Origin of the sequence: Pseudonocardia aurantiaca, from assembly GCF_039526725.1 — a bacterium.
GTDB classification, from domain to species: domain Bacteria; phylum Actinomycetota; class Actinomycetes; order Mycobacteriales; family Pseudonocardiaceae; genus Pseudonocardia; species Pseudonocardia aurantiaca.
The window spans coordinates 106,218-118,959 of the sequence record NZ_BAAAJG010000016.1; the positions used below are offsets into that span (position 1 = coordinate 106,218).

General features: G+C 74.3%; 14 protein-coding genes. 11 read left to right on the forward strand and 3 right to left on the reverse strand.

Annotation, left to right across the window (positions count from 1 at the left end; all coding sequences use genetic code 11):
• The first annotated feature begins 19 nt into the window (after window positions 1–19).
• A complete protein-coding gene (locus tag ABD143_RS25005; RefSeq protein ID WP_343983142.1) occupies window positions 20–847 on the forward strand; it encodes a protein kinase domain-containing protein in 828 nt (275 codons plus the stop codon).
• A 28-nt stretch (window positions 848–875) separates the two neighbouring features.
• Here the strand turns inward: ABD143_RS25005 and ABD143_RS25010 are convergent, their stop codons facing one another.
• Window positions 876–1,286 carry a secondary thiamine-phosphate synthase enzyme YjbQ gene (locus ABD143_RS25010; protein WP_343983145.1) on the reverse strand — a complete coding sequence of 137 codons (411 nt, stop codon included), beginning with the start codon at window positions 1,284–1,286 and terminating at the stop codon, window positions 876–878.
• 32 nt (window positions 1,287–1,318) lie between these two features.
• Here ABD143_RS25010 and ABD143_RS25015 point away from each other — a divergent pair, with 32 nt between their 5' ends.
• Window positions 1,319–2,353, forward strand: coding sequence for an aminotransferase class V-fold PLP-dependent enzyme (locus tag ABD143_RS25015; RefSeq protein ID WP_343983148.1), 1,035 nt, complete (start codon window positions 1,319–1,321; stop codon window positions 2,351–2,353).
• 174 nt (window positions 2,354–2,527) lie between these two features.
• Here the strand turns inward: ABD143_RS25015 and ABD143_RS25020 are convergent, their stop codons facing one another.
• Entirely contained in the window at window positions 2,528–2,983 is a 456-nt protein-coding gene (locus ABD143_RS25020) for a ferritin-like domain-containing protein (RefSeq protein WP_343983150.1), read from the reverse strand.
• Window positions 2,980–3,465, reverse strand: coding sequence for a hypothetical protein (locus ABD143_RS25025; RefSeq protein WP_343983153.1), 486 nt, complete (start codon window positions 3,463–3,465; stop codon window positions 2,980–2,982). Before ABD143_RS25025 ends, ABD143_RS25020 begins: the two co-directional genes overlap by 4 nt.
• 145 nt (window positions 3,466–3,610) lie before the next feature.
• On the opposite strand from ABD143_RS25025, the gene rimP reads away from it, so the two are divergent.
• The 9 genes from rimP to ABD143_RS25070 all read left to right on the forward strand — a co-directional run bounded on the left by rimP (window position 3,611) and on the right by ABD143_RS25070 (window position 12,741).
• Window positions 3,611–4,216: a ribosome maturation factor RimP gene (rimP, locus tag ABD143_RS25030; RefSeq protein ID WP_379659938.1), complete on the forward strand. Its 606-nt coding sequence runs from the start codon at window positions 3,611–3,613 to the stop codon at window positions 4,214–4,216.
• Complete coding sequence (gene nusA / locus ABD143_RS25035) at window positions 4,213–5,232, forward strand: transcription termination factor NusA (protein WP_343983156.1); 1,020 nt, start codon at window positions 4,213–4,215, stop codon at window positions 5,230–5,232. The genes rimP and nusA overlap by 4 nt, the downstream gene beginning before the upstream one ends.
• 191 nt (window positions 5,233–5,423) lie before the next feature.
• On the forward strand, window positions 5,424–5,669 hold the full coding sequence (locus tag ABD143_RS38345) for a YlxR family protein (protein ID WP_379659947.1): 246 nt from the start codon (window positions 5,424–5,426) through the stop codon (window positions 5,667–5,669).
• A 92-nt stretch (window positions 5,670–5,761) separates the two neighbouring features.
• The gene (infB, locus tag ABD143_RS25045) at window positions 5,762–8,890 is read left to right on the forward strand and encodes a translation initiation factor IF-2 (protein WP_343983160.1); all 3,129 of its coding nucleotides are present in this window, start codon (window positions 5,762–5,764) and stop codon (window positions 8,888–8,890) included.
• 52 nt (window positions 8,891–8,942) lie between these two features.
• Entirely contained in the window at window positions 8,943–9,236 is a 294-nt protein-coding gene (locus ABD143_RS25050; RefSeq protein WP_343983163.1) for a DUF503 domain-containing protein, read from the forward strand.
• Window positions 9,237–9,246: 10 nt separating this feature from the next.
• Window positions 9,247–9,696, forward strand: a complete 450-nt coding sequence (rbfA, locus tag ABD143_RS25055; RefSeq protein WP_343983166.1) for a 30S ribosome-binding factor RbfA — start codon at window positions 9,247–9,249, stop codon at window positions 9,694–9,696.
• On the forward strand, window positions 9,693–10,691 hold the full coding sequence (locus ABD143_RS25060) for a DHH family phosphoesterase (protein WP_343983170.1): 999 nt from the start codon (window positions 9,693–9,695) through the stop codon (window positions 10,689–10,691). The genes rbfA and ABD143_RS25060 overlap by 4 nt, the downstream gene beginning before the upstream one ends.
• A 44-nt stretch (window positions 10,692–10,735) precedes the next feature.
• Window positions 10,736–11,395 carry a class I SAM-dependent methyltransferase gene (locus ABD143_RS25065; RefSeq protein WP_379659939.1) on the forward strand — a complete coding sequence of 220 codons (660 nt, stop codon included), beginning with the start codon at window positions 10,736–10,738 and terminating at the stop codon, window positions 11,393–11,395.
• A complete protein-coding gene (locus tag ABD143_RS25070; RefSeq protein ID WP_343983173.1) occupies window positions 11,392–12,741 on the forward strand; it encodes an MATE family efflux transporter in 1,350 nt (449 codons plus the stop codon). The genes ABD143_RS25065 and ABD143_RS25070 overlap by 4 nt, the downstream gene beginning before the upstream one ends.
• The last annotated feature ends 1 nt before the right edge of the window (window position 12,742 follow it).

Sequence of the window (12,742 nt, forward strand, 5' to 3'; positions counted from 1 at the left end):
CGCCCGGAGGGAGAGCGCAGTGGACACGACCGCGGCAGTGCTGCCTGCGGTGATCGCCGGCTACGACGTCGTGCGGCAGCTGGGAGAGGGCGGCCACGGGCGCTGCTACCTCGTCCGGCCGCCCGCCCGGCTGGGGCTCGCCGACGAGTTCGTGGTGCTCAAGATGTTCAACGACCGAGTGAGTGAGCAGGCCTTCGAACGCGGTGTCCGGGAGCTGCGGGCGTTTGCCGCCGTGCCGTCGGAGCACCTCGTGCACGTCTACGACGCCGTCCTGGAGGCCAGCTTCGGCTACGCCATGGAGCACTTCCCGCTCGGCTCGCTCGCCGCCCCGGCGCGCTCGCCGTCCCGCGGGGAGGTGCTCACGGCGCTCGAGCACGCGGCGCGGGCGGCGCACGCGCTGCACGAGGCCGGTCTCGCCCACGGCGACCTCAGGCCAGGCAACATCCTGCTGTCTCAGGACGCCGCCGGCGCGATCGGCGGCCGGCTCGCCGACCCGGAGCTGCGCCGCGTCCTCACGCCTGGCACCGCGCTCACCGGCATGGGCCGGGCGAGCTCGCTGGAGTTCACCGACCCCACCCTGCTCGCGGGGGCCCGGCCGTCGCGGCGCACGGAGGTGTGGGCGCTGGGCGCCACGATCCACCGCGCCCTGAGCGGCGCAGGCCTACACGGTGAGCTGCCTGACCCGCAACCGCTGCTCGCCATCCGCAGGCTGCTCACCGGCCGCCCGCAGGTGTACCCAGGCCTCGCGCCCGGCGCGGCCGCGCTGGTGCACGACTGCGTCGCCGACGGCGGCAACCGCATCGCCACGGCGGCCGAGGTGGCCGACCGCCTCGCAGCGCTCCGCTGACGCTCGCGGCGGTCCTAGGAGCCCCTTCCTAGCCGGCCAGGAACGACAGGCGGACCGCCCGAATGGGGTTGTCGCCGTTCGTGTCGACCAGACAGACCGACTGCCAGGTGCCGAGCACCGCCCTGCCGTCCAGCACCGGTACCGACATCGAGGGCGGGAGGATCGCGGGCAGCACGTGGTCGCGGCCGTGGCCGTGGCTGCCGTGCCGGTGCGCCCACCTGTCGTCGGCGGGTAGGAGGTCGCGCAGCGCGGCGAGCAGGTCGGTGTCGCTGCCCGCGCCGGTCTCGATCACGGCGAGGCCCGCGGTCGCGTGCGGCACCCACACGTGCAGCAGGCCGTCGCCCGCCTTCACGGTGCGGAGAAAGAGGGCGATCTCGTCGGTCAGGTCGAAGACGGTCTCGCTGCGGCCGGTCCGGATCTCGATCAGCTGGCTGTCCACCTGAGCAGTGTGCCGCTCGTAGGGTCGCTGCTGTGCAGACCATCACGCGACGCACCGCGTTCGGTGCGGAGTTCGACGTCCCCGACGGATACCTGAACACGGCGAGCATCGGGATCCCCCCGGTGGCGGTGGCCGAAGCGGTGGCGGGCGCGGTCTCGGACTGGCGGACCGGGGCTGCCGCCGCCCCCGACTTCGACGAGCCGGTGGCGCAGGCCCGCGCCGCGTTCGCCGACCTCGTCGGAGTGGCGCCCGGCCGTGTGACGATCGGCTCGGCGGCGTCGCCGCTCGTCGGGCTGGTGGCCGGGAGCCTCCCTGCAGGCACCCGCGTGCTCGTGCAGGAGGGCGAGTTCACCAGCCTCAGCTGGCCTTTCGCGGCGCAGGCCGGCCGCGGGGTGACGGTCACCGAGTGCACCGCCGACGAGTTGGGGGCGCGGGCGGGGGAGTTCGACGTCGTCGCCGTGAGCGTCGTGCAGTCCGCCGACGGCCGCATCGCGGACCTGGACGCGCTGCGGGCGGCGCAGGCCGTGGGCACCCGGGTCGTGCTGGACGCCACGCAGTCGCTCGGCTGGCACGACGCAGACATCTCCTGGGCGGACGCCGTGGTCGCGGCCGCGTACAAATGGCTGCTGAGCCCGCGGGGCGCGGCGTGGATGGCGCTGGCGCCCGACCTGGAGCCCGTGCCGCTGCACGCCAACTGGTACGCGGGCGCCGAGCGGTGGTCCTCGGTGTACGGGCTGCCGCTCGACCTGGCCGCAGACGCGCGGGCCCTGGACACGTCACCGGCCTGGTACTGCCACGTGGGCGCGGCCGCCGCGCTGCCCTGGCTCGCGGGGCTCGACCGCACTGCGGTCCGGGCGCACTGCGCGGGCCTGGCGGAGGCCTTCCGCACCGGCCTCGGGATGGAACCGACGGGCTCTGCGATCGTCTCCGTCCGCCGTCCGGACGCCCTGGAACGGCTGGGCGCGGCCGGGGTGGCCGCGGCGGGCCGGGCAGGCGCCGCTCGCTTGTCGTTCCACCTCTACAACACGGAGGCCGACGTGTCCCGCGCCCTGGACGCCCTCACATAGGCCTGCAACTCGCGCGCACTCAAGCCCCGACTCGCGCGCACCCAGACCCCGACTCGCGCGCATCCAGACCCCGACTCGCGGGGAATGCGTGGGAAACCCCGCGAGTCGGGGCGTGGGTGTGCGCGAGTCGGGGTCTGGGTGTACGCGAGTTGCGGTGCCGGCGCGGGCTCGCCGTCAGGGGCGGCCGGGGAAGGCCGGGATCGCGGGTGGGGTGCCGACTACCACCCGCCAGCGGGCGCAGCGGAGGGTGCCGTCGGTGAGTGCTCTCAGCGCGGCCCCGCGCAGCTCCCGGTCGGACGAGCGTTCCACCACCGAGCGCCATGCGGCGAGGGCGTCGGTCTCCGCGACGACGACCAGCGCGGCCGCCGACGGGCCGTCGGTTACCGGCCGGGGTGTGGCGTAGGCGGGCTGCGCCGACACCGCGCGCGCCCCGATCTGCGTCAGCGTCTGCTCGATCTGGCCTCGCAGCGCGCGGTGCGCGTCCTCGTCGTCGCGGGCCTGGGCGAGCTGCGCGGCCGGCAGGAACGCCACGGCGTACGAGTAGCACCAGAGCGCCGCGTGCTCGGCGGCGAGGGCGTCCTGCAGGGCCGCCTCGGCGGCCGCGTCGATGTGGGAAGCGCCATTGCTCATGTCAGGACGGCTCCGTAGGTGGTGCAGCACGCCGCCACCGACGCGACGAGCCCGACGCGGTCGGCGGGGAGCGTCAGCGCCGCGTCGGCCGCCGCGGTGCCGGAGGCGAGCGCGGCCTGGCGGACCTCGGCGAGGCCGGGCGGTCCGCCCGCGGGCGCGGGGGAGCGGGCGGCCGAGGGCGCGGGGGTGCGTTGCGGGTCGAGCCGCGCCACCTCGGCGTCGAGCGCGTCGGCGTGCTGGGTCCGCGCGTCGACGAGGGGTTGCACCCGGTCGACCAGCGCAGGGTCGGCGGCGATCGCCGCTGCGGCGAGCGCGGCGTCGGACCGCGCCGCGGCGGCGAGTGCGATCAGCGGATCGGGGGCGGTGGGAGCGGACGGACCGACCGAGCACCCGGCCAGCGCCGGCGGCACGAGCAGCAGTGCGGCGAGCAGGCTCCGCCGGCAGATCCCCGGCCCGATCGGCGATCCGGACACTGCTCCCACGACAACTCCTCACCCGTTCGCCGGGCGCACATCCTGCCAGGCCGTCGCCCGGACCCGGCGCGATACCCTTGCGGACCCACCGCACCGACCCGTACCGACCCGTACGGCGCCCGCCGCGCGGTACGAACGAACCAGGAGCCACGCGATGCCCTCCCCCCGCCCCGCGCAGGATGCCGGGCAGCTGCCCGGCCAGCTGCACGGCGTGCTGGAACCGATCGTCCGCGACGCCGGGTTCGAGCTGGACCAGCTGGACGTCCGCGCCGCCGGCCGCCGCCACACCGTGAAGGTCGTGGTGGACTCCGACGAAGGCGTCGGGCTGGACGACATCGCGACCGTCTCGCGGGCCCTGTCCGCGGAGCTCGACCAGCACGAGCACCTCATCGGCGGGTCCTACACGCTGGAGGTCACGTCGCCGGGAGTGGACCGCCCGCTCACCGGTGAGCGGCACTGGCGGCGGGCGCACCTGCGCCAGGTCGCCGTCCGCACGCACGACGGCGCCACGTTCAGCGGGCGTGTCGGCGCCGCGGGCGCGGACGCGGTCACCGTCCTCGTGGACGGGGAGCTGCGCGAGCTGCGCTACGCGGACGTGGCGCACGCGGGCGTCCAGGTGGAGTTCCGGCCGGCGCCCGCGGCCGAGCTGCGGTTGCTGGGCGCGCCGGAGCCTGCGGCATCGGAGTCTGCGGCAACGGAGTCTGCGGCATCGGAGCCGACGGCATCGGCGCCGACGGCATCGAAGGAGGAGACGGCATGAACGTCGACATCGCGGCTTTGCGCACGATCGAGCGCGAGAAGGACATCCCCTTCGACACGGTGATCGAGGCCATCGAGACGGCTCTGCTCACGGCGTACAAGCACACCGACGGCCACCAGCCGCACGCCCGCATCGACATCGACCGCAAGACCGGTTCCGTGCGGGTGATGGCGCAGGAGCTCGGCCCGGACGGCGTGGTCGACTCCGAGTGGGACGACACCCCGGAGGGCTTCGGCCGGATCGCCGCCACCACGGCCCGCCAGGTCATCGTGCAGCGGCTGCGCGACGCCGAGCACGAGCGCACGTACGGCGAGTTCGCCGCCAAGGAGGGCGAGATCGTCGCGGGCGTCATCCAGCGTGACGCCCGCGCCAACGCCCGCGGTGTGGTGATCGTGCAGCTCTCTGGTCAGATCGAGGGTGTGCTGCCGCAGGCCGAGCAGGTGCCCGGCGAGCGGTACGAGCACGGCTCGCGCATCCGCTGCTACGTCGTGGGCGTGACCAGGGGAATGCGCGGGACGCAGATCACGTTGAGCCGTACGCATCCGAGCCTCGTCCGCAAGCTCTTCGCGCTCGAGGTGCCGGAGATCGTGGACGGCTCGGTGGAGATCGTCGCCGTCGCCCGCGAGGCCGGCCACCGGTCCAAGATCGCGGTCCGGTCCACGGTGCCGGGGGTCAATCCCAAGGGCGCGTGCATCGGCCCGGTCGGTGCGCGGGTGCGCGGCGTGATGAGCGAGCTGGCCGGGGAGAAGATCGACATCATCGACTGGTCCGAGGACCCCGCGACGTTCGTGGGCAACGCGCTCTCCCCGTCGAAGGTGGTGTCGGTCACGATCCTCGACGCCCGCACGAAGACCGCGCGGGTGGTCGTGCCGGACTTCCAGCTCTCCCTCGCCATCGGCAAGGAGGGCCAGAACGCCCGGTTGGCGGCCCGGCTGACCGGTTGGCGCATCGACATCCGCAGCGACGCGGACCCCCGTGGGGCCCTCGACGCATCCGAGACGGAGTCGGTCGGCTGAGTCGCACGGCACGCTACGAACGCGGAGCAGCCGCAGGAGCTGCGCTACACTCCGTACCGGCCCATAGCTCGGGTTCGGCCTCCGTCAGTCCGACGTCCGCAGCGGATCAACGATCTGCCGCCGGAATCGTTCGGACATGCGTCGGATGCCGGAGCCGGGCACAGGCCGACGGTCTGCTGCGGGTGGTCGTGGTGGCCGGGGTGCTCGCCCCGGACCCGCGCCGCCGGCTCCCGGGACGCGGTGCCTGGCTGCACCTCGATCCGGAGTGCCTGGACCGTGCCGAGCGGCGCTCGGCGTTCCCGCGGGCGCTTCGCGTCCCGGGGCCGCTGGACACCGCAGCGGTGCGGGCCCACGTAGATTCCGTGAGTACGTACCAGAGCGGGGCCCGGGAGACTCCCGGGTCCAACACACCAGGAAGCAAGGTCGACCCGTCATGAGCCAGTCGTGAAGATCGCACCATGAACGTGCTTCGACACTAGGTTCGAGGTCGAGCGGGATCCGCCGCCGGCCTCCGAGAACAAGGAGTGCAGTGGCAGGCAAGGCCCGCGTACATGAGCTCGCGAAGGAGCTCGGCGTCAGCAGCAAGCAGGTCCTCAGCAAGTTGCAGGACCTCGGTGAATACGTGAAGTCCCCGTCCTCGACCGTCGAGGCTCCGGTGGCCCGCAAGCTCCGTGAGTCGATGTCGAACGGCGGCGACTCCGGTGGCCGTCGCGGCGGCAGGCCGCGGCCGGGTGGCGGTTCCGCTCCCAGCCCGTCGGCAGTGCCTTCGCGCCCGGCTCAGCCGGGCGGTGGCGCACCCGCCCCCGGCCCGTCGCAGGACCAGACCGCGCGTCCCGCGACCCCTCAGACCCCCGCGCAGTCCCCGGCCCCGGCCGGCGACCGGCCCCGGCCCAACGGCCCGCGGCCGGGACCCCGCCCGGGCCCGCCCGCGCGTCTCGAGCCCCAGCGACCCGAGCCCCAGCGTCCCGAGCCTCAGCGTCCCGAGCCTCAGCGTCCCGAGCCCCAGCGCAGCGAGCCCCAGCGGCCCGCCGCCCAGGCGCCTGCCGCCGAGCAGGCCCCCGCGCCCGCAGCGTCGGCCCCTGCGTCGGCCCCTGCACAGCAGCGTCCGGGTCAGGGTCCGCGTCCCGGCCAGTCGCGTCCGGGCCAGCCCGGCCAGCAGCGGCCCGCCGCCGCGGCAGCCGACGCAGGTGTGGTTCCGCCGCGCACGGCTGCGCCCCGGCCCGGCCCGCGCACCCCGCGGGTCGGCAACAACCCCTTCGGCGTCGGCTCCGGCGCTCCGCCGCGCCCCGCGGCGCCGCGTCCCGGCCCGCCCGCTCCCGGGCAGGGCCCGGCGCAGGGCGGCCAGGGTGGCGGCGCTCCGCGTCCGGGTGGTCCGCGCCCGGCCGCTCCTCGCTCCGGTGAGCCCGGCCGCGCCGGTCCCCGTCCCCCGTCGCCGGGCAACATGCCTCCGCGGCCGAACCCCGGCATGATGCCGGCGCGTCCGGCAGGCGGCGGCCGTTCCGGTGGCCCGGGTGGTCCCGGCGGCGGGCGTGGCGGCCCCGGTGGCCGTCCCGGTGGTCCGGGCGGAGGACGTCCCGGCGGTCCCGGCGGTCGTCCCGGCGGCGGTGGCTTCCGCCCCGGTGGCGGGGGCGGTCCCGGCGGTGGTGGCGGTGGCGCCCCCGCGGGTGGTGGCGGTTTCCGTCCCGGCGGTGGCGGCGGTGGTCGTCCCGGTGGTGGCGGCGGTCGTGGCCGCGGCGGTGCCGCGGGTGCGTTCGGCCGTCCGGGCGGGCCCGCGCGCAAGGGCCGCAAGTCGAAGCGGCAGAAGCGCCAGGAGTTCGACTCGATGCAGGCCCCCTCGGTCGGCGGCGTCCGCCTGCCGAAGGGCAGCGGCGAGACGATCAAGCTCCCGCGCGGCGCTTCGCTCACCGACTTCGCCGACAAGATCGGCGCCAACCCGGCTTCGCTGGTGCAGGTGCTGTTCCACCTCGGCGAGATGGTCACGTCCACGCAGTCGGTGTCGGACGAGATCCTCGAGCTGCTCGGCAGCGAGATGAACTACCAGGTGCAGGTCGTCAGCCCGGAGGAGGAGGACCGCGAGCTGCTCGACAGCTTCTCCATCTCCTACGGCGAGGACGCCGGTGGCGAGGAGGACCTGGTCATCCGGCCGCCGGTCGTCACCGTCATGGGTCACGTCGACCACGGCAAGACGCGCCTGCTCGACACCATCCGCAAGGCGAACGTCGCGGAGGGCGAGGCGGGTGGCATCACCCAGCACATCGGTGCCTACCAGGTGATGACCGAGCTCGACGGCCAGGAGCGGCTGATCACCTTCATCGACACCCCTGGTCACGAGGCGTTCACCGCCATGCGTGCCCGCGGGGCGCAGTCCACGGACATCGCGGTGATCGTGGTCGCTGCGGACGACGGCGTGATGCCACAGACGGTGGAGGCGATCAACCACGCCCAGGCGGCGAACGTGCCGATCGTGGTCGCGGTCAACAAGATCGACAAGGAGGGGGCCAACCCCGCCAAGATCCGCCAGCAGCTCACCGAGTACGGGCTGGTCGCCGAGGAGTACGGCGGCGACACGATGTTCGTGGACATCTCCGCCCGCGAGAACATCAACATCGACCAGCTGCTCGAGGCGATCCTGCTCACCGCCGACGCATCGCTGGACCTCCGGGCGAACCCCGCCATGGAGGCCCAGGGCGTCGCGATCGAGGCGCACCTGGACCGCGGTCGCGGTCCGGTGGCCACGGTGCTGGTGCAGCGCGGCACGCTGCGGGTGGGCGACTCGATCGTCGCAGGCGACGCCTCCGGGCGCGTCCGGCGGATGTTCGACGAGTTCGGCAACGACGTCGAGGCGGCTCTCCCGGCGCGGCCGGTGCAGGTCATCGGTCTCACGTCGGTGCCTGGCGCAGGCGACACGTTCCTCGTCGTCGACGAGGACCGGGTGGCCCGCCAGATCGCCGACCGGCGCCGCGCCCGCGAGCGCAACGCCGAGCTGGCCAGCCGCCGCAAGCGCGTCAGCCTGGAGGACCTGGACGCCGCGCTGAAGGAGACCAACACCCTCAACCTGATCATCAAGGGTGACAACTCGGGTACCGTCGAGGCCCTCGAGGACGCGCTCCTGAAGATCGAGGTGGGCGACGACGTGGAGCTGCGGGTCATCCACCGCGGCGTCGGTGGCATCACCGAGGGCGACATCAACCTCGCCATCGCCGACAACGTCATCGTGCTGGGCTTCAACGTCCGGGCCGAGGGCAAGGCCACCGAGCTCGCCAACCGCGAGGGTGTGGAGATCCGGTACTACACCGTGATCTACCAGGCCATCGAGGAGATCGAGAAGGCGCTCAAGGGCATGCTCAAGCCGGAGTTCGAGGAGGTCGAGCTGGGCCGTGCCGAGGTCCGCGAGGTCTTCAAGTCCTCCCGGTTCGGCACGATCGCCGGTTGCCTCGTGATGGCGGGCGAGATCCGCCGCAACGCGCGCGGCCGCCTGCTGCGCGACAACGTGGTGATCGCCGAGAACCTGCCGATCAGCTCGCTGCGGCGGTTCAAGGACGACGTGGTCGAGGTCCGCGAGGGCTTCGAGTGCGGTTTCACGCTCGGCAACTACAGCGACATCAAGGTCGGCGACGTCGTCGAGACCTTCGAGATGCGCGAGAAGCCGAGGAGCTGACGCGACCCGGGGACCGGTCCCACAAGGCCGGTCCCCGGCGCCGTCGACCGTCATGTTCGTCGGAGCCCTCGAATTGGACGTTCTCCTCGGGGATGTCCACTCGCTGAAGGAGAAGCGGTCCGTGGTCCGCCCCGTGGTGGCTGAGCTGCGCCGCAGGTTCGACGTGGCCGTCGCCGAGGCCGGCCACCTCGACCTGCACCGGCGTGCTCTACTCGGCGTCAGCTGCGTCGCGGCCGACCCCGGTCACGTCGGCGAAGTGCTCGACCGGTGCGAACGGTTCGTCGCCGCGCGCCCCGAGCTCGAACTGCTCTCGGCCCGGCAGCGCATGCTGGGCCCTGAGGACTAGGAGAGGCGAGATGGTGGACCAGGCCCGCGCACGGAGGCTGGCCAAGAGGATCACGCAGATCGTTGCGGCTGCGCTCGAACACGAGGTCAAGGACCCGCGGCTGACGATGGTGACGATCACTGACACCCGGGTCACGGGAGATCTGCGCGAAGCCACCGTGTACTACACGGTGCTCGGCGAGCGCGTCGACGCCGAACCGGACTCCGCCGGGGCCGCCGCGGCCCTCGCCAGCGCCACCGGCGTGCTGCGCTCGCTCGTCGGGGCCGGCACTGGCATCCGGCACACCCCGTCGCTCGCGTTCGTCCCCGACGAGGTGCCGGACGAGGCGCGCCGGATGGAGGAACTGCTCGCCCGCACCCGCGAGTCCGACGCCGAGGTGGCACGCCTTGCGGCCTCGGCCCGGCCGGCCGGCGACGCGGACCCCTACCGGGCGCCACGCGAGCGGGCCGAGGAGGAGTGACCGCGCGCGTCGGGCCCGCCGTCGCGCGGGCCGCCGCACTGCTGGCGAACGCCCGCGATGTCACGCTTCTCGCGCATGTCAACCCCGACGCCGACTCGCTCGGCAGTGCGCTGGCGCTCGGCATCGCACTGCGCCGGCGTGGTGCCGCCGTGCGGGTGTCGTTCGCGACTCCGGAGCGGATGCCCGAGACCCTCGTACCGCTCGACGTCCTCGGGCTCGTCGTGGCGCCGGACCAGGTGCCGGCAGCGCCCGAACTGCTCGTGGCGTGTGACGCCGCCGACCCGTCCCGCCTCGGGAGCCTCGCCGATCGGCTCGGCACCGCGGACGCGTCGATCATGATCGACCACCACGCGACCAACCCGGGATTCGGTGACGTTCAGGTCCTCGACCCCACCGCGGAGGCGACAGTGGTGCTCGTGCACGACGTGCTCGCCGCGATGGGCGTGCCCCTCGACGCCGCCGTCGCCCGCTGCCTCTACGCGGGTCTCGTCACCGACACCAGCGGCTTCCGCCGGGCCGGCGCCTCGGCGCACCGCCTGGCGGCGGAGCTCGTCACCGCCGGTGTCGACCCCGAGGCGCTGGTGCGCCCGCTGATGGACACCCATCCCTACACCTGGCTGGCCGCGCTGGGACGCATCCTGCAGAGCGCAGTGCTGGAGCAGGGCGCCGCGAGAGGGCTCGGGCTCGTGCACGCCCGCGTGCCGCTCGAGGACACCACGCGCTTCCGCACCGAGGAGGTCGACGGCCTCGTCGACATCCTGCGCACGGCGGCGGAGGCCGAGGTGGCAGCTGTCCTCAAACAGGTCGGCAACCAGCGCTGGATCACGTCGCTGCGGTCGGACGGCCGGGTGGACGTCGCGGCGGCGGCCGGGCTGCTCGGCGGTGGCGGGCACCGGGCCGCCGCAGGCTTCACCGCTGACGGCACCGCCGACGAGGTGCTGGCCTCGCTGCGCGAGGCATTGGCGGCCGTGCCCCCGCAGGCGCTCGCCTCCTGATCGGCGCCCGATACGGTGTGCGCTCGACGACTGGAGGAACCTGGATGACGTCCGAGACCGGACCAACCGGCGCTGCCATTCCGTCCGGCGGTCGCACCCCGGGTGAGGGGCGCTCCGCCCACCGCGCCTTCCTCGCGGCGGCGCTGCGCAGGCCGGCGACGATGGGCGCGGTAGCGCCCAGTTCCCCCCGGCTCGGAGGGGTGCTCGCATCGGTTGTGCCGCGCACCGGCGCGCCGGTGGTGGTCGAGCTCGGTCCGGGCACCGGCGCCGTCAGCGCCGTCATCGCCGAGAGGCTCCCGCTCGGCGCGCGGCACCTCGCCGTGGAACTGGACCCGGGCATGGTGGCCTACCTGCGGCACGCACGTCCCGACCTGGAGGTCGTTGCCGGCAATGCCGCCCAACTGGGCACGCTCCTGGCCGATCGGGGCATCTCCGCCGTCGACGCGATCATCTGCGGGCTGCCGTGGGCGCTCTTCGACGACGACACCCAGACCAGGCTGCTGGGTGAGATCAGCGGGGCCATCGGCGACACCGGCGCCTTCACCACCTTCGCCTACCTCCACGGCATGACGCTCACCGCGGCCCGCCGGTTCCGCCGCACGCTGCGCTCCACGTTCGACGAGGTGCTGGTCACGGCCACGGTCTGGCGCAACCTCCCGCCGGCGTTCGTCTACGTCTGCCGGCGCCCGCGCGCGCGGGGATGACCAGAGTCTCCGACCGAGTCCCTGCCCGCCAGGTCCTCCGGCTGGCCGCTCCGGCATTGCCCGTGCTCGCGGCGGAGCCGCTGTACCTGCTCGTCGACACCGCGGTGGTCGGCCGCCTGGGGGCGGTCGCACTCGCCGGCCTGGCCGTCGCGGGTGTGGTTTTCGCGCAGGTCACGAGCCAGCTCAACTTCCTCTCCTACGGCACGACTGCGCGCGCGGCCCGGTTGCACGGCGCCGGCAGGCGCAGTGCCGCGGTGGGCGAGGGGGTGCAGGCCACGTGGCTCGCGCTCGCCGTCGGGCTGCTCGTGCTCTGCGTCGGGCAACTCGTCGCGCGGCCCGTGGCCGAGGCGCTCGGCGACGGCGGCGCGATCGCCGAGGCCGCGGTGTCGTGGCTGCGGGTGGCGCTACTCGGGGCGCCGCTCGTTCTCGTCACGCTGGCGGGCAACGGCTGGATGCGCGGCGTGCAGGACACCGCCAAACCGCTCCGGTACGTGCTGGCGGGCAACGGGCTCTCCGCTGTGGCCTGCCCCGTGCTGGTGCACGGCGCCGGGGGCTGGGCCGGGATGGGCTTGCCCGGTTCGGCGCTCGCCAACGTCGTGGGCCAGACGGTCGGGGCGAGCCTGTTCGTCGGGGCGCTCGCACGGGCGGCAAGGGCGGAGTCGGTGTCGCTGCGGCCGTCGCCCGCCGTGTTGCGCGCCCAGATGGCGCTGGGGCGCGACCTCATCGCCCGCAGCCTCGCGTTCCAGGCCTGCTTCCTCTCGGCCGCGGCGGTCGCGACGCGGTTCGGCGCGGCCGCGGCGGCGGCGCACCAGATCGTGCTGCAGCTGTGGTTCTTCCTCGCTCTCGTGCTCGACGCCGTGGCCATCGCCGCGCAGTCGCTCGTGGGTGCCGCGCTCGGGTCACCCGAGCGGGGCGCGCAACGGGCGCGGGCGCTCGCCGCGCAGGTCACGCGCTACGGGCTGGTGCTCGGCGTGGCCTTCGGCGTGCTGTTCGGCGCCCTCGCCGGGGTGCTCCCGCCCGTGTTCACGCCCGACGTGGCCGTGCTGGCCGAGGTTCCGGTGGCCTGGTGGTTCTTTGTGGCCATGCAGCCGGTGGCCGGGGTGGTGTTCGCCCTCGACGGCGTGCTGCTGGGCGCGGGCGACGCCGCGTACCTGCGCACCACCACGCTCCTGGCGGCTGTGCTCGGGTTCCTCCCGGCGATCTGGGCGTCGCTGGCGTTCGGGTGGGGACTGGCCGGCATCTGGTCTGGGCTGGTCGCGTTCATGCTGATCCGGCTGGTGGCGGTGAGCCTGCGTGCCCGCTCGGACCGCTGGGCGGTGACGGGCGCGGTACGTCCTGCAAGGTGAC

Excerpts from the sequence above, each read along its gene's own strand:
- rimP (WP_379659938.1), top strand. The coding sequence starts at position 3,611 with ATGCCCTCCCCCCGCCCCGCGCAGGATGCCGGGCAGCTGCCCGGCCAG.
- ABD143_RS25020 (WP_343983150.1), bottom strand. The coding sequence starts at position 2,983 with ATGAGCAATGGCGCTTCCCACATCGACGCGGCCGCCGAGGCGGCCCTG.
- nusA (WP_343983156.1), top strand. The coding sequence starts at position 4,213 with ATGAACGTCGACATCGCGGCTTTGCGCACGATCGAGCGCGAGAAGGAC.
- ABD143_RS25070 (WP_343983173.1), top strand. The coding sequence starts at position 11,392 with ATGACCAGAGTCTCCGACCGAGTCCCTGCCCGCCAGGTCCTCCGGCTG.
- ABD143_RS25050 (WP_343983163.1), top strand. The coding sequence starts at position 8,943 with ATGTTCGTCGGAGCCCTCGAATTGGACGTTCTCCTCGGGGATGTCCAC.
- ABD143_RS25065 (WP_379659939.1), top strand. The coding sequence starts at position 10,736 with ATGACGTCCGAGACCGGACCAACCGGCGCTGCCATTCCGTCCGGCGGT.
- rbfA (WP_343983166.1), top strand. The coding sequence starts at position 9,247 with ATGGTGGACCAGGCCCGCGCACGGAGGCTGGCCAAGAGGATCACGCAG.